Source organism: Bacillus sp. FSL K6-3176 (genome assembly GCF_038003325.1).
GTDB lineage: Bacteria > Bacillota > Bacilli > Bacillales > Bacillaceae > Bacillus > Bacillus altitudinis.
This window is the reverse complement of record NZ_JBBOOX010000001.1, coordinates 843,782-859,641: the sequence shown is the minus strand read 5'-3', so window position 1 is coordinate 859,641 and position 15,860 is coordinate 843,782. Positions and strand designations below refer to the sequence as shown.

Here is a 15,860-nt window from a genome sequence, read left to right as displayed (position 1 = left end):
GTTTTGAAGGAATGATCCTTCAAAACTAAACAAGACGAAAAACGTACGCTGCTCCATATATCCTTAGAAAGGAGGTGATCCAGCCGCACCTTCCGATACGGCTACCTTGTTACGACTTCACCCCAATCATCTGCCCCACCTTCGGCGGCTGGCTCCATAAAGGTTACCTCACCGACTTCGGGTGTTGCAAACTCTCGTGGTGTGACGGGCGGTGTGTACAAGGCCCGGGAACGTATTCACCGCGGCATGCTGATCCGCGATTACTAGCGATTCCAGCTTCACGCAGTCGAGTTGCAGACTGCGATCCGAACTGAGAACAGATTTGTGGGATTGGCTAAACCTTGCGGTCTCGCAGCCCTTTGTTCTGTCCATTGTAGCACGTGTGTAGCCCAGGTCATAAGGGGCATGATGATTTGACGTCATCCCCACCTTCCTCCGGTTTGTCACCGGCAGTCACCTTAGAGTGCCCAACTGAATGCTGGCAACTAAGATCAAGGGTTGCGCTCGTTGCGGGACTTAACCCAACATCTCACGACACGAGCTGACGACAACCATGCACCACCTGTCACTCTGTCCCCGAAGGGAAAGCCCTATCTCTAGGGTTGTCAGAGGATGTCAAGACCTGGTAAGGTTCTTCGCGTTGCTTCGAATTAAACCACATGCTCCACCGCTTGTGCGGGCCCCCGTCAATTCCTTTGAGTTTCAGTCTTGCGACCGTACTCCCCAGGCGGAGTGCTTAATGCGTTAGCTGCAGCACTAAGGGGCGGAAACCCCCTAACACTTAGCACTCATCGTTTACGGCGTGGACTACCAGGGTATCTAATCCTGTTCGCTCCCCACGCTTTCGCTCCTCAGCGTCAGTTACAGACCAGAGAGTCGCCTTCGCCACTGGTGTTCCTCCACATCTCTACGCATTTCACCGCTACACGTGGAATTCCACTCTCCTCTTCTGCACTCAAGTTTCCCAGTTTCCAATGACCCTCCCCGGTTGAGCCGGGGGCTTTCACATCAGACTTAAGAAACCGCCTGCGAGCCCTTTACGCCCAATAATTCCGGACAACGCTTGCCACCTACGTATTACCGCGGCTGCTGGCACGTAGTTAGCCGTGGCTTTCTGGTTAGGTACCGTCAAGGTGCAAGCAGTTACTCTTGCACTTGTTCTTCCCTAACAACAGAGCTTTACGATCCGAAAACCTTCATCACTCACGCGGCGTTGCTCCGTCAGACTTTCGTCCATTGCGGAAGATTCCCTACTGCTGCCTCCCGTAGGAGTCTGGGCCGTGTCTCAGTCCCAGTGTGGCCGATCACCCTCTCAGGTCGGCTACGCATCGTCGCCTTGGTGAGCCGTTACCTCACCAACTAGCTAATGCGCCGCGGGTCCATCTGTAAGTGACAGCCGAAACCGTCTTTCATCCTTGAACCATGCGGTTCAAGGAACTATCCGGTATTAGCTCCGGTTTCCCGGAGTTATCCCAGTCTTACAGGCAGGTTACCCACGTGTTACTCACCCGTCCGCCGCTAACATCCGGGAGCAAGCTCCCTTCTGTCCGCTCGACTTGCATGTATTAGGCACGCCGCCAGCGTTCGTCCTGAGCCAGGATCAAACTCTCCGAGGTATGCAGGATGCATATCACACATGCGTTGCTACACGATGTAGCGAACTTAGCATGTGATCATTTCCTGCCTCGTCAGCGTTTGACTGACTACCTATGATGTATCATAGGATTTTTTTATAAAAACTCGAATTAACAGGTACGTTTTGTCTTGTTTAGTTTTCAAAGATCATCTTCGTTATCGCTCAGAGGCGACTTTCTTAATATAACATTTGAGCACCGTGTGCGTCAAGTGTTTTTCTGAATTTCTTTTTGTCCGCTTTTCTTTCAAAGCAACTCAGTTGCTCATTAGCGACGTTTAATAATATACCATCATAATATTCATACGTCAATATCTTTTTTAACAAAATATCCTCGATGATAGATTTTTTGCCCCTTCGTCTCAATTGGCTCTACTAGCACAATTCCTTTTTCCACAAAGAAATCAATCATCACACTAAGATCAGGTGTGAAATGTTTGAGATCAGGATGTGCAAGAAGCTCGCCAAACAGCCAAATATCCTGCTGTTCCATGACATGACGCAAATGAGCCGCACCAATTTCTGCTTTTGAATGAATCAAGAAATCATTCGCTAGGAATAAAAGTTCTAACCGCTTATGAAGACTTTCGTGGCTTTCAATCAACTCTGAATAAAGTTTATATACTTCCGGCTCCATATGACGTACTTGGTTCCAAACGGTCACTTCTGGGTGGAAGCCTTTATCAATCACTTCAATACGCGCCAGATGATGCAGGGCATGCACAATGGAATTATATGCATCGAGGAATTGATTTGATTCAAAAAATGCTTTTCCTTCTATATATCTGCGAATGAGCTTGCCATATTCTAAACCAATTTTGAGCTTACGGTTAGAAAACGGGAATGTACTCAGTTCATCAATCAAGTTGAAAATATATTCATTTCGATCGAACAGGACTTTTCCGTTTAAAATCCAATCAATAATCCGTCTGTTGGTGCCTAAGGTAATCCATTCCTTCAACTGATCATCTGTGACAACATTTAAAGAAGCTGTTTGATGACCGGATTCATAGTGCTTAATAAATAACGGTTCTTCCGCATCCTTTACGATGACTAGAAGCGCTGCATCAAAGTTATCCGTCTCAGAAGATACTTTATGTCTTCTTTCTACTATAATCACAGCTAATGTATCTGGATGACTTGCTCTCTCTTGATAAATAGGACGGAGAAGATTTTCCATAGTGATTCCTCCAATACTCGGGTGTAAGGTTCTTCTCTAATGCTATGTATTTCTCCTCATAGAATCAAAATTCCTTCAATACATGAAAAAAGATCGTTGAATCATTATAAGCAATTTATTCACAAAACTCTATAACTAATTCAAACAGAAAGGTAAAATGTGCTATATTGGAGATAAGGGGGACTAGGGATGGCGAAATACTCCAGTAAGATTAATAAAATCAGAACATTTGCACTTAGTTTGGTTTTTGTTGGTTTTTTGATCATGTATATCGGTGTGTTCTTCAAGGAATCGGTCTGGCTGTCGACCTTCTTTATGCTACTCGGCGTGTTATCGATTGGATTGAGTACAGCCGTTTACTTTTGGATCGGTATGCTTTCTACGAAGGCAGTCCGGGTCGTATGTCCAGGCTGTGAGAAGGAAACAAAAGTTCTTGGGCGGGTGGACATGTGCATGCATTGCAGAGAGCCACTTACACTCGATCCAGCATTAGAAGGCAAAGAGTTTGATGAATCCTACAATCGAAAAAAGTCATAAAAATAAGCTGACCATTCAACTGGTCAGCTTTTTCATTAATGATTTTCTTTTTTTGCACATTCTTGACAAGTGCCATAGATCTCCAAGCGATGATGACTTACTGTAAAGCCTGTCACATGGGATGCAAGCTGTTCTACTTCATCAAGGCCAGGATAGTGAAAGTCAACGATCTTTCCGCAGTTTTCACAAATCGCATGGTAATGGTCAGATGTCGCAAAATCAAATCGGCTTGAGGAATCCCCATACGTTAATTCTTTTACTAATCCAGATTCCCGGAAGACTCGTAAATTGTTGTAAACCGTTGCTACACTCATATTAGGAAATTTTCCTTCAAGTGCCTTATATATATCGTCCGCGGTTGGGTGTGTCATAGAATTTACGAGAAACTCCAAGATGGCATGGCGCTGCGGAGTAATTCGAACACCGGTTTCTTTTAGAGCATCTAAAGCGTCTTTTAGTTCGTGAGCAGCCATTTCATCATGCACCTCTCTTTTCAAAAATATTCTTATATTATAATCTTTATAAATAGTGTACCCCCAGAGCCGAAACTTTGTCAATTACAATCCTCTTTTTTACCTATTCTTCTATACAAAAAAGACCGGCACGACTGCCGATCTCATCTCGTCAACATATTAAGCGTGAGCTTTCAGTTCCTCAAGCGCTTCTTCCACATGATCTTTCACCTTTACTTTACGCCACTCTTTCACAAGCTTTCCTTCTTTATTAATAAGAAACGTTGAGCGTTCAATTCCCATGTATTCCTTACCAAAGTTCTTTTTCAGCTTCCATACACCGAAAGCTTCAGACAATTTTTGTTCGTCATCTACAAGAAGCAGGAAAGGTAAGTCATGTTTTTCTTTAAACTTTTGGTGCTTGTCTTGACCGTCTGTGCTTACGCCGATGATGACAGCATCTAATTCCGCAAAGCTTTGATGGCGGTCACGGAAATCACAGGCTTCCGTTGTGCACCCCGGCGTCATATCTTTTGGATAAAAATAAAGGACAATGTGTTTCCCTTTAAAATCAGAGAGCTTTACTTTCTCTCCATTATCACCAAGTAATTCAATATCAGGTACTTGCTGCCCCACTTCGATTGTCATGATACAATCCCTCCAACCTATTTTTTCATTAGCCTATCCAATTTCGAGAAGATATTCAACTAAGGACGCTTGCATCGGCATGTTAAAATAATGATAGACGACGTGATACGTTGAGATAGGAGGCTATTTATGAAATTCACCGAATCAGAAAAATTACATCAAGAGGCGCTGGAGCATATTGTTGGAGGGGTTAACAGCCCATCTCGTTCATATAAAGCAGTGGGCGGCGGGTCACCTGTTGCAATGGAAAAAGGCGAAGGCGCTTATTTTTGGGATGTTGACGGAAACCGTTATATCGACTATTTGGCAGCATATGGTCCAATTATTACGGGACATGCTCATCCTCATATTACAAAAGCCATCACGAAAGCAGCCGAGACGGGTGTCCTTTACGGAACACCAACGAAGCATGAAGTCACTTTTGCTAAGATGCTGAAGGAAGCGATGCCTGCTTTGGATAAAGTTCGTTTTGTCAATTCAGGTACAGAAGCTGTGATGACGACAATCCGTGTCGCTCGCGCTTATACAGGTAGAACAAAGATCATTAAGTTTGCCGGATGTTACCACGGTCATTCTGATCTTGTGCTAGTTGCGGCTGGCTCTGGACCTTCCACTTTAGGAACACCAGATTCAGCGGGCGTGCCTAAAAGTATTGCAAATGAAGTCATTACCGTTCCATTCAACGATATAGACAACTACAAAGAAGCATTAGACCGCTGGGGTGATGAAGTAGCAGCTGTTCTTGTTGAGCCCATTGTCGGAAACTTTGGCATCGTAGAGCCTAAAGACGGTTTCCTGCAGCAGGTTAATGACCTGACTCATGAAAAAGGGGCTCTAGTCATTTATGATGAAGTCATTACAGCTTTCCGCTTTATGTATGGTGGTGCACAGGACTTGCTTCAAGTAAAACCTGACCTCACTGCATTAGGTAAAATTATCGGCGGCGGTCTTCCAATCGGCGCTTACGGCGGCAAAAAAGAAATTATGGAGCAAGTCGCCCCGCTTGGACCAGCCTACCAAGCTGGTACGATGGCAGGAAATCCCGCCTCCATCCTTTCTGGTATTGCATGTTTGGAAGTGTTAAAAGAAGACGGAGTCTACGAACGTCTGGATCAGCTCGGGGCCATGTTAGAAGAGGGAATTTTAGCCCACGCAAAAAAACATCAAGTAGATATTACAGTGAATCGCTTAAAAGGTGCTCTCACCATTTATTTTACAAAGGAAACGATTGTGAACTACGAGCAGGCTGAAAATACGGATGGTGAAATGTTCGCCCGTTTCTTTAAATTCATGCTCGCACAAGGTATTAACCTCGCTCCTTCTAAATATGAAGCTTGGTTCTTAACCATTGCACATACTGAAAATGATATTTCTGAAACGCTCAAAGCAGTAGATCAAGCGTTTGAACAGCTGAAACAATCATAATGAAGAGAAAAACAGACGTAAATTCATGCGTCTGTTTTTTTATTTACCAGCTCTTGATTGTCAAAAGCGAGTGAATCTGTTACATTTTTTCTCAATACCTTCTTTTGATGTTTTCATGAACTTTCAAAAATCACTTGAATATTTCGGAAGACCGCTGTATATTACTTAGTTGTTTCATCAAAATATTTATGATATATGACAAGTGGTCATCTATTATCGAAAAGAAAGGAATGCAGGGACAAAACCAATGAAACTTGGAGCCCGTATTTTAAAAACTGGTATTGCCATTGTACTCGCGCTTTACCTGGCAACATGGCTTGGGTTGCCGACACCCGTCTTCGCGGGAATTGCAGCTGTATTTGCTATCCAGCCATCTATTTATCGATCATTTTTAACGATTGTTGATCAAGTGCAAGCCAATATTATTGGAGCAGCACTTGCCATTACGTTCGGTCTGCTTTTTGGCACAGGACCAGTCATCATCGGCTTAACTGCCGTCATGGTCATTGCGATTAATTTAAAGCTGAAGATTGAACACACGATTCCGATTGCACTCGTAACCGTCATTGCGATTTTAGAAAGTGCAGGGGATCATTTCCTTTCCTTTGCCTTAATTCGAACAGCAACTGTGGTGTTAGGCGTACTTTCTTCATTTTTAGTGAATTTGATTTTCCTGCCGCCAAAGTATGAAACAAAGCTTGTTCATCACATTATGGAAAATACGGAGGAGATTTTAAAATGGATCCGTCTGAGCTCCAGACAGTCTACTGATCATTCCACTTTAAAGGATGACATCGATCAAATAAAAGAACGCATGATCAAATTAGATCACATTTACTTGTTATACAAAGAAGAACGAAGCTATTTAAAGAAAACAACTTATGTCAAATCTAGAAAACTTGTTTTATTCAGACAGGCAATCATGACGTCTAATCGAGCGCTGTACTTGCTGAAAAAGCTTCATAAGTTAGAAAATGAAATTCATTTGATGCCAGAGCATTTCAGAGAGAGCTTAACAGATGAGATTGATTATTTACTTTATTGGCATGAACGTACCTTGATGAAGTTTGTTGGAAAAATGAAACCGCAGGACGATGATTTTCAGAATGAATGCTCTCTTCGTCTTGAAGCATTAACGAAATCATTTATTCAGCACCAGCAAAATCAAGAAAACGACTTACTCGATTACAATATGCTGAATGTGATGTCGAGTATTATTGAATACCGTGATGAATTGGAGCATCTAGATACTTTGATTACAAGCTTCCAAACGTATCACCCAAAAGATAGTGAGATTGAGACAGAAGAAAAAGAAGCTTAAATCGAAAAGCCCGATTCTTAGAATCGGGCTTTTCGATTTAACAAATGTCTAAAATGATCTTTATTTTAGACATTTGTCTTCATTTCAGCGTAGTTGAAAACTCTTGCAGTCTAGGAAGGACGAGTACCGGAGCGGAGCGAATCTGACATTCGTGAGCACCGGCACGCAGGACTAACAACGAATGCGAGGGTTTGCCTACACGCTGAGACCGATTCTTAGAATCGGTCTTATTTTATTTTCTTCATTTTAGGATCAAGGGTGTCCCTTAATCCATCTCCCATCAAGTTAAAACCAAGAACCGTCAGCATGATCGCAATCCCCGGGAAAAATAAAGTCCATGGCGCTTGTACGAGATAAGGTCTCGCATCTGCAAGCATTTTCCCCCACTCTGGACTTGGCGCTTGTGCACCTAATCCTAAAAATCCTAAAGCCGCCGCTTCGATAATGGCTGTACCAATCGCAAGCGTCGCTTGAACGATCACCGGCACCATACTATTTGGTAGAATGTGACGAAGAACGATGCGGCGGTGTGACATCCCAACTGCCTTTGCTGCTAAAACATATTCTTCTTGCTTAATGCTCAGCACCTTTGAACGAACCAGCCGGCCAAATGTCGGGACATTAATAATTGCTATGGCAATAAGTGCATTTTGTAAGGAAGGTCCTAAGATGGAAACGATCGCAATCGCTAATAGAATGCTAGGAAAAGCGAGTAAAATGTCAAATAGTCTTGAGATGACAGCATCCAGTAATCTACCGCCGTAACCTGCCATCAATCCAAGCAATGTCCCTAAAATAACCGACCCGAGAACGGAGAAGAAACCCACCCATAATGAAATCCGAGCTCCATGCACGACTCTAGAAAATATGTCTCTCCCAAAATCATCCGTACCAAACCAATGTGCAGCCGAAGGGGCACTAAATCGTTCGCCTAGTGACTGCTCGTTGATTCCATAAGGAGCAATGAGCGGTGCAAAGATCGCTAGGATAAGAAATAAAAAGACAATCACAGTGCCAATGACCGCCAGCTTGTGCTGAAAGAACAGTTTCATCGATTCAAGAATCAGTGATTGAGAGCGTTCTTCCTTTTGTTTAGGTGCTTGAAGCTCTTTTTGCGCTTCCATGTCGTCACTCTCCCTTCTCTAGTATTTAATCCTCGGATCAATGACTGCATACAAGATATCCACAATGAAATTGATCAGCACAAATATGAGCGCAACAACAAGAATGCCAGTTTGAATGACAGGATAATCACGATAGCTAATTGCATCGTAAATATACCGCCCAATTCCCGGCCAAGCAAAGATCGTTTCTGTTAAAATGGCTCCGCCTAGCAAGAGACCTGTTTGAAGACCAATAATCGTTAAAATCGGAATGAGCGCATTTTTCAGCCCATGCTGATAAATGATGAAAAATGAACGTACCCCTTTTGCTTTTGCTGTTCGAATAAAATCTGAATGAAGAACTTCCAGCATACTTGCCCTCGTAATCCTTGCAATAATCGCAGCAGGAATCGTTGCGAGAGCGGTACTTGGTAAAATTAAATGCTTGATGCTGTCAAAGAATTGATCAAATCGTCCTTGCAAAAGCGTGTCCAGCGTATGAATATAGGTGATCGACTCTACCGGATTTCTTACGTTTTCTCGTCCTGTAGTCGGCAAAATACCTAATTCAATCGAGAATAGCCACTGTCCCATTAAGCCTAACCAGAAAATCGGCATGGACACCCCAATGAGAGCAATAAACATGGCCACATAATCAAAGAAAGAATGTTTAAACCACGCACTAATGATTCCGGCATTCACACCGACAATAATCGCCAGCAACATAGCGAAGAAAGTCAATTCTAATGTAGCGAATAAGTAAGGCTTCATTTCCTGGGCAATAGCCGCTCCTGTTCGTATGGAAGTCCCTAGATCACCTTTTAAAAGCCCCAGCATGTAGTGACCATATTGTACGTACCACGGCTGGTCTAAACCAAGCTGAATCGTCAATTGCTTTACTGCTTCTTTCGTTGCCCGCTGTCCTAAGATGACCTGCGCCGGATTTCCAGGGATAAACCGAATAATAGAAAATACAACTAAGGTCATTCCGATCAGTACTGGAATGAGCATTCCTGCTCGCTTCATACAATAAGCAAACAAACAGCTTTCACCGCCTTTTCATTGTTTGGATAAGGGAGATCGAATGATCTCCCTTATTTGCTTATTCGAAATATACGTCAGTCAATGCTTCGGAACCAGTCGGATGCGGCTGGTAGCCTTTTAAATCTTTAGATGCGGCAAGCATTGGAATTGAATGGACTAATGGAATCCAAGGCGCTTCATCATGAATGATTTCTTGAGCTTCTTGATATAATTCATTTCGCTTCTTTTGATCCGTATCGGTCTGCGCTTCAATGAGGATGTCATGCATTTTATCGTTTTGGAAGAATGTATAGTTGTTACCGCCAATACTGTCTTTATCTAATAATGTATAGATGAAATTATCAGGATCGCCATTGTCCCCTGTCCATCCTAATAAGAACACATCTGCTTCGCCTTTACTTGCTTTATCTAAATAAGTCGCCCAATCATATGTGACGATTTCGGCTTTGACACCAACTTTTTCAAAGTTTGACTGAATGACTTCAGCTACCTTCATCCCGTCTGGCATATATGGACGCGGCACAGGCATTGCCCAAAGCTTGATGCGAAAACCGTCAGGGAAGCCTGCCTCTTTCAATAGTTCTTTTGCTTTTTCCGGATCATATGGATATGGCTCAATCTCGTCATTGTAGCCTTCTAATGACGGAGGAAGTGGATTTTTTGCTGGTTCAGCAAGCCCTCCATAAAACGACTCGATGATTGATTCTTTATCAACTGCATAATTGAGTGCCTGACGAACCAACTTGTTATCAAGCGGCTTTCTAGTCACTGTCAGCCCGATATAACCTACGTTCATGGATGGTCTTTCAATCAACTGGAGCGCTTTGTCTGTTTTAATGCCATCTAAATCGGACGGATTGACGCCATCCATTAAGTCGATTTCGCCTGTTTTAAGCGCATTTAAACGAGCAGAGTTTTCAGGAATAGAGCGGAAGATGATTTGTTTCAGTTTTGGTTTATCTTTTTGCCAGTAATCTTCGTTCTTTTCTAAGACAATACGGTCGTTCTGCTTCCATTCTTTAAACTTAAATGGTCCTGTGCCCACTGGGTTTTCTCTAAATGAATCACCGCTTTTTTCAACTGCTGCAGGACTAGCGATACCAAATGGTGACATGGCGATGTTTTTCAGAAATGTTGCTTGCGGGCGTTTGAGTTGAAATTCAATTTCATGCTCTCCTTTGACGATGATGTCTTTAATGACATGCCCTTTATCTTTTTTATAGCCGCCAAACATGCCGTAGTAAGGAAATTTTTCGGCATCTCCATTCATCCAGCGGTCAAAGTTGAATTTTACTGCTTCTGCATTAAAGTCTGTGCCATCGTGAAATTTCACACCTTCTCTTAAGTAGAATGTGTATGCTTTTCCGTCCTTCGCAACATCCCATTCTGTTGCGAGGCCCGGATGGATGGTCGTGTCTTTTTCACCGTAATTCAAAAGTTTTTCAAACATATTCTCTGTGACCTTAAAGGTTTCGCCTTCTGTTGTTGTAATCGGATCAAGTGACGTAGAGTCCCCTCCTCTGCCGAATACGAGAGTGTCTTTTGTGGCTTTTTCTTCTGATGTTGATGAAGATGAACAGCCCCCTAAAAATAACGCAAGTGCCAGCACAAAAATGAAACTACTGAATAACCATGTCTTCTTCATTGTGTTCCTCCTTTTGATATAAATAGCACGCAGCTGCATGGCCTGTTTCCTCCTCATACAAAGGCGGAACAGCTTGCAAGCATTGCGCCCACCTTTTTGGACATCTTTTATAGAAAGGACAGCCATCTTCTGACACCAGGGTGGATTCTTCCGCTGACACATCCTGCGTTTCCAGCACGTGATCCATATGTGGAATGGATGTCAGAAGAAGCGATGTATAAGGATGAAGGGGCTTGTGAAATACGTCCTCCGCAGGACCCATTTCTACAATACGGCCAGCGTACATCACTGCAATTCGGTCGCTCATATACTTGACAACGCCTAGATCGTGAGAAATAAACAGATACGTCAGAGAAAGCGTCTTTTGCAATTCGAGCATTAAATTCAATATTTGCGCTTGAACCGATACATCTAAAGCGGAAACTGGCTCATCGGCAATCACAAGACTTGGATGAGTAATCAGTGCCCTAGCAATTCCAATACGCTGCCTCTGGCCGCCGCTGAATTGGTGCGCATAACGATCTCCATAGGATGGGTCAAACCCAACAATGTGCAGCATCTCTTTTACCCGCTTTTGTCTTTCTGCTTTAGTTCCATGTTTATGAACAATGAGCGGTTCTTCTAAAATGTCTTTGATTTTCATTCGTGGATTTAAGGAAGCGTATGGATCTTGGAAAATCATTTGAATGTCTTTTCTGAAGGAACGCATGTCTCGTTCTTTCAGAAGCGTCACTTCTTTTCCTTTCATTTGGATTGAGCCAGAAGTCGGTTCGATTAATCTCATTAAGCTTTTGCCAAGGGTTGATTTCCCGCAGCCAGATTCGCCCACAATGCCGAGCGTCTCTCCTTCTTTCACGTGAAAGGACACTTGATTTAAAGCCAAAGTCGTCTGTTTGTGTTTAGAAAAAAATGCCGATGTGTCATAACGCTTCGTCAGTTGATTCACTTGCAATAGTGGGTGATTCAGTGTCTTCTCCTCCTTCCATTAGAAAACATGCGACGCGGTGATTGTGTGAAATGGATTGTAAAGATGGGTCTTTTTCAAGACATTGCGTCATTTGATATGGACAGCGTGGTGCAAATTGACAGCCGGACCGAATAGCTCCTGGCTTAGGTACATGACCCGCAATAGACATGAGTTTTTCTTTTTTCTCTTTAAATGATGGAACAGAGGCGAAAAGACCTTTCGTGTAGGGATGGAGAGGTTTTTGGAAAATACGGTCAACGGTTCCTTCTTCTACGATTCGACCGGCATACATAATCATGACACGCTGGCATATTTGCCGCACGACGCCTAAATCATGAGTAATAAATAAAATAGCGGTGTCCATCTCTTCATTTAACTTTTTGAGCAAACGAAGAATTTGTGCTTGGATGGTGACATCAAGTGCAGTCGTTGGTTCATCTGCAATCATGAGCTTTGGGTGACACAGCATCGCCATCGCAATCATCACACGCTGACGCATGCCACCCGATAGTTCATGTGGATATTTTTTGAGTAATGACGCTGCTTGTTTCAGGCCTACCGTTTGAAGCAAATCTACAGCCTTCACTTTTGCTTCTTTTTGGCTGATAGTCTGATGTGTGAAAAGGGCTTCTGTCATTTGCTTGCCGATGGTCATGAGTGGATTGAGAGAAGTCATGGGTTCCTGGAAAATCATTGAGATGTCATTCCCTCTGACCTCTCGCCATTGTTTCTCCGAAAGTGACAGAAGGTTTTGACCTTCAAATTGTATGTGACCTGTTGTTTCTGTTTGGTGATTCAGCCCCATTAAAGACATCGATGTGATGCTTTTCCCGCAGCCAGATTCGCCCACAATACCTAAGGTTTCTCCTTTTTGAATAGAGAATGAGATGTCATGGACGATCGGGACTCTCTGCTTTTTTTGCTGAAAAGCAATGGACAGCTGTTTGACATCTAGCAATACTTCTTGTTCTTTCACATCTTCACCACCCCGTCATACTTTTTAAAATTGTATTGAGACAAGCTGGGAAATATGTCATGTTTTTGACAAGCATAAAAAAGCCTATCCGCTAGAATCGGATAGGCTTCTACTAATTTAATGTTTGAATGGTAAATAGATGGCGATAGTGGCTGTCTCGGTTCATTAATTCCTCATGTGTTCCTTTTTCCACAATCTCACCTTGTTCCATGACCACAATGAGGTCCGCATGTGTAATCGTTGATAAACGGTGCGCAACAATAAAAGTTGTGCGATCTTTTGCCAGCTTCTGCATCGCTTCTTGAATGTAATGTTCACTTTCTAAATCAAGTGCAGACGTCGCTTCGTCTAAAATAAGCAGCGGTGGATTTTTAAGAAATACCCTCGCAATTGAAATTCGTTGTTTTTGACCGCCTGATAGCTTTACGCCACGTTCTCCTACTTTCGTGTCATATCCTTCAGGAAGAGACATGATGAACTCATGGGCATTAGCCGCTTTGGCAGCCGACACAATTTTCTCAAAGGATGCTTCCGGGTCTCCCACAGCGATATTTTCTTTAATGGTGTCACTGAATAAGAATGTATCTTGGAGGACCATCCCGACTTGATTACGCAGGCTTCTTGCCTTGTACTCTTTAATATCAATGCCGTCAATTTCGAGTGATCCGCTTGTGACATCATAAAATCTTGGAATTAGGCTGACGAGTGTCGACTTCCCTCCGCCGCTCATTCCTACAAGCGCAACAGTTTGACCTTTTTCTACTTTCAAGGAGATATTGTGTAGAATCTCTTCCTGTGTATGTTCGTAACGGAACGACACATCTTTAAATTCTACCTCTCCTTTTAAGTGATTGGCTTCTTTTGCATTCGGCTTGTCTGTTACTTCATACGGTTCATCAATAAACTCAAAAATACGATCCATTGAGGCTACTGACTGAGTTAAAGTCGTCGATGAGTTAATGAGACGACGAATCGGGTTGTACATCCGGTCAATGTAGCCGACAAAGGCAATCATTGTCCCAATTGAAAGCGACCCGTTAATGACGGTATAGCCAGCAAAAGCAATAATGAGCAGCGGCGCAATGTCTGTGATCGTATTGACGACGGCGAATGTTTTGGCATTCCAATTCGTATGATTGATCGCTTTGTTTAAGAAATTTTTATTTTCATCGTGAAAATTCTCTTGTTCGTATTCTTCAATCGCAAAGCTGCGAATGACAGGCATTCCTTGTACTCGCTCATGCAGGTGCCCTTGCACCTCAGCGAGTGCCTGCGACCGCTCTTTTGTCAGCTTGCGTAGCCGTCCGTAAAAATACTTCACTGCTAACGCATACAGCGGAAAAATAATGACAGACACAATGGTGAGTTTAAGATCCAGTGTACACATAATGGCTATCACAATCAGGACGGTCATCAAATCAAGCCAAATGTTCATAAGCCCTGTGATGACAAATTCCTTTGTTTGCTCCACATCGTTGATGACCCTTGAAATAATTTCCCCTGTTCTCGTGTTGGCGTAATAACGAAGGCTTAGCTTTTGAATGTGCGAGAAAAGCTTTTCTCGAATATCAAATAATACTTTACTGCCTGTCCACTGCGCATAATATTGTCTGTAATACTCAACAGGCGGTCTCATCACTAAAAATAATACAAGCATGATTCCCATAATAATAAAGAGAGTGGATGTTTTTTCTTCAGCCGATCCAGAGCCTTGAATGACATCATCAATGACATACTTTAAAAGCAGAGGCAATGTTAAGGGGATCGAGAACTTAATCATTCCGATCACCATTGTCAATGCAATCTGTTTTTTATACGGTGTTACAAAAGCCATGTAACGTTTTATGACCCCCATGTAAATCTCCTTCCCAATCTATCAGTGCCTCTTATCCGTACGCAGTCAAAAACCTGTTGGCTTTGAAAAGCCAAACAGGTTTTAGCTGCTGTTACTTATTTTGTATAACGCAAAAAACGTTCATACCACATATCCACAAATTCTGGAGCAAACGGTCCCTTCCGCTGGTGAATCCAATGCAGTAATGTATTTAGATGCTCTCGTAAGATACTATCGATTTCTTTTGGATAATTCATCTGCCTCTTATGATCTGCATATTCATCCTCATCCAAAATATTATACGTCATGTCCGGAAAGACTTTGACATCTAAGTCGTAATCAATATACTTAATCGCCTCTTCATCTGTCGCAAAAGGAGAGCTGATGTTGCAGTAATAATACACCCCATCATCTCGAAGCATCCCAATGACATTAAACCATTGTTTTGCATGAAAATAGCAAATAGCCGGTTCTCTTGTCATCCATGTTCGGCCATCGGATTCAGTCACCATTGTTCGATCGTTTGCACCAATGATACACAATTCCGTTGCTTTCAGAATGGTGGTTTCATTCCAAATCCTGTGGATCAAGCCATTATGTTTATAGCTTTGAATTTGGATGGTTTCTCCTTCCTTGGGATAGCCCATATTTTCTCCCCTACTTTCTATAACAAACAAACCTAACAGTCCAAAGACCTAATTTCCCAACTAAACATGTCTCTATTATATTATACCGTTACATCATTAAAAAATGAAATGAAAAAGCCATTCAACCCAATTGAACGGCACACTCTTTTACATCACGGTTGAGCTCTTCTCCATTTGTTTATACGAATTGATGACTTGTTCAGTCTGTTTTGTAAATAGTGTCTGGACTTTTTGCAGTTCCTCTCGTTTCTGTTTGATTTGATCATGAAGCTTATGCCGCTCTTCCTTTTTTTCACCTTGCAGCAATCGTTTTTCTGTCTCTAAGTACAGATCGAGTTCTCCTTGTACATCGAGCAGCTGATCCATAAGCTGCATTTGTTCTTTGACTAGCTGGTCGAAATCAGACATCTAACTCCTCCCTTTCATTCGTATCGACTTTTTGTATCTA

The 15,860-nt window shown here is 42.7% G+C and carries 14 protein-coding genes and 1 rRNA gene; 3 read left to right on the top strand and 12 right to left on the bottom strand.

The features are described from left to right. Window positions 1–67: 67 nt before the first annotated feature. Both MHB38_RS04315 and MHB38_RS04310 read right to left on the bottom strand, forming a co-directional pair. Window positions 68–1,616 (bottom strand): 16S ribosomal RNA (locus tag MHB38_RS04315). A gap of 318 nt (window positions 1,617–1,934) precedes the next feature. Beyond that, window positions 1,935–2,813 (bottom strand): nucleotidyltransferase-like protein, encoded by an 879-nt coding sequence (locus MHB38_RS04310; RefSeq protein WP_079919190.1) that lies wholly within the window; start codon window positions 2,811–2,813, stop codon window positions 1,935–1,937. A 189-nt stretch (window positions 2,814–3,002) separates the two neighbouring features. Here MHB38_RS04310 and MHB38_RS04305 point away from each other — a divergent pair, with 189 nt between their 5' ends. Next, window positions 3,003–3,350: a YgzB family protein gene (locus tag MHB38_RS04305; RefSeq protein WP_007496750.1), complete on the top strand. Its 348-nt coding sequence runs from the start codon at window positions 3,003–3,005 to the stop codon at window positions 3,348–3,350. A gap of 35 nt (window positions 3,351–3,385) precedes the next feature. Here the strand turns inward: MHB38_RS04305 and perR are convergent, their stop codons facing one another. Together perR and bcp are read right to left on the bottom strand one after the other, a co-directional pair. Further along, complete coding sequence (gene perR, locus MHB38_RS04300; protein ID WP_003217782.1) at window positions 3,386–3,823, bottom strand: peroxide-responsive transcriptional repressor PerR; 438 nt, start codon at window positions 3,821–3,823, stop codon at window positions 3,386–3,388. A gap of 159 nt (window positions 3,824–3,982) precedes the next feature. Then, entirely contained in the window at window positions 3,983–4,450 is a 468-nt protein-coding gene (gene bcp / locus MHB38_RS04295) for a thioredoxin-dependent thiol peroxidase (RefSeq protein ID WP_144626208.1), read from the bottom strand. Window positions 4,451–4,579: 129 nt separating this feature from the next. Between bcp and MHB38_RS04290 the strand changes: the two genes are divergently transcribed. Next, a complete protein-coding gene (locus MHB38_RS04290; protein WP_212339188.1) occupies window positions 4,580–5,875 on the top strand; it encodes a glutamate-1-semialdehyde 2,1-aminomutase in 1,296 nt (431 codons plus the stop codon). A gap of 247 nt (window positions 5,876–6,122) precedes the next feature. Further along, complete coding sequence (locus MHB38_RS04285; protein WP_025206980.1) at window positions 6,123–7,196, top strand: FUSC family protein; 1,074 nt, start codon at window positions 6,123–6,125, stop codon at window positions 7,194–7,196. 227 nt (window positions 7,197–7,423) lie between these two features. On the opposite strand, the gene MHB38_RS04280 is transcribed toward MHB38_RS04285, so the two are convergent. From MHB38_RS04280 to MHB38_RS04245, 8 genes are all read right to left on the bottom strand, one after another. Then, complete coding sequence (locus MHB38_RS04280; protein WP_007496739.1) at window positions 7,424–8,320, bottom strand: ABC transporter permease; 897 nt, start codon at window positions 8,318–8,320, stop codon at window positions 7,424–7,426. Window positions 8,321–8,338: 18 nt separating this feature from the next. Next, entirely contained in the window at window positions 8,339–9,340 is a 1,002-nt protein-coding gene (locus tag MHB38_RS04275; protein WP_146271680.1) for an ABC transporter permease, read from the bottom strand. 61 nt (window positions 9,341–9,401) lie between these two features. Then, on the bottom strand, window positions 9,402–10,988 hold the full coding sequence (locus tag MHB38_RS04270; RefSeq protein WP_202734622.1) for an ABC transporter substrate-binding protein: 1,587 nt from the start codon (window positions 10,986–10,988) through the stop codon (window positions 9,402–9,404). Continuing rightward, complete coding sequence (locus MHB38_RS04265; protein ID WP_202734623.1) at window positions 10,963–11,940, bottom strand: ABC transporter ATP-binding protein; 978 nt, start codon at window positions 11,938–11,940, stop codon at window positions 10,963–10,965. Before MHB38_RS04265 ends, MHB38_RS04270 begins: the two co-directional genes overlap by 26 nt. Further along, window positions 11,909–12,931: an ABC transporter ATP-binding protein gene (locus tag MHB38_RS04260; protein WP_060832194.1), complete on the bottom strand. Its 1,023-nt coding sequence runs from the start codon at window positions 12,929–12,931 to the stop codon at window positions 11,909–11,911. The genes MHB38_RS04265 and MHB38_RS04260 overlap by 32 nt, the downstream gene beginning before the upstream one ends. A gap of 112 nt (window positions 12,932–13,043) precedes the next feature. Next, entirely contained in the window at window positions 13,044–14,786 is a 1,743-nt protein-coding gene (locus tag MHB38_RS04255) for an ABC transporter ATP-binding protein (RefSeq protein ID WP_008341950.1), read from the bottom strand. A 95-nt stretch (window positions 14,787–14,881) separates the two neighbouring features. Then, complete coding sequence (ntdP, locus tag MHB38_RS04250; RefSeq protein ID WP_008341956.1) at window positions 14,882–15,412, bottom strand: nucleoside tri-diphosphate phosphatase; 531 nt, start codon at window positions 15,410–15,412, stop codon at window positions 14,882–14,884. A gap of 147 nt (window positions 15,413–15,559) precedes the next feature. Beyond that, window positions 15,560–15,820, bottom strand: coding sequence for a YgaB family protein (locus MHB38_RS04245; protein WP_039167929.1), 261 nt, complete (start codon window positions 15,818–15,820; stop codon window positions 15,560–15,562). Between the last annotated feature and the right edge of the window lie 40 nt (window positions 15,821–15,860).

Coding starts and splice junctions, on each gene's coding strand:
- MHB38_RS04290 (WP_212339188.1), top strand. CDS start 4,580: ATGAAATTCACCGAATCAGAAAAATTACATCAAGAGGCGCTGGAGCAT.
- bcp (WP_144626208.1), bottom strand. CDS start 4,450: ATGACAATCGAAGTGGGGCAGCAAGTACCTGATATTGAATTACTTGGT.
- MHB38_RS04305 (WP_007496750.1), top strand. CDS start 3,003: ATGGCGAAATACTCCAGTAAGATTAATAAAATCAGAACATTTGCACTT.
- MHB38_RS04280 (WP_007496739.1), bottom strand. CDS start 8,320: ATGGAAGCGCAAAAAGAGCTTCAAGCACCTAAACAAAAGGAAGAACGC.
- MHB38_RS04270 (WP_202734622.1), bottom strand. CDS start 10,988: ATGAAGAAGACATGGTTATTCAGTAGTTTCATTTTTGTGCTGGCACTT.
- MHB38_RS04245 (WP_039167929.1), bottom strand. CDS start 15,820: ATGTCTGATTTCGACCAGCTAGTCAAAGAACAAATGCAGCTTATGGAT.
- ntdP (WP_008341956.1), bottom strand. CDS start 15,412: ATGGGCTATCCCAAGGAAGGAGAAACCATCCAAATTCAAAGCTATAAA.
- MHB38_RS04255 (WP_008341950.1), bottom strand. CDS start 14,786: ATGGGGGTCATAAAACGTTACATGGCTTTTGTAACACCGTATAAAAAA.
- MHB38_RS04310 (WP_079919190.1), bottom strand. CDS start 2,813: ATGGAAAATCTTCTCCGTCCTATTTATCAAGAGAGAGCAAGTCATCCA.
- perR (WP_003217782.1), bottom strand. CDS start 3,823: ATGGCTGCTCACGAACTAAAAGACGCTTTAGATGCTCTAAAAGAAACC.
- MHB38_RS04285 (WP_025206980.1), top strand. CDS start 6,123: ATGAAACTTGGAGCCCGTATTTTAAAAACTGGTATTGCCATTGTACTC.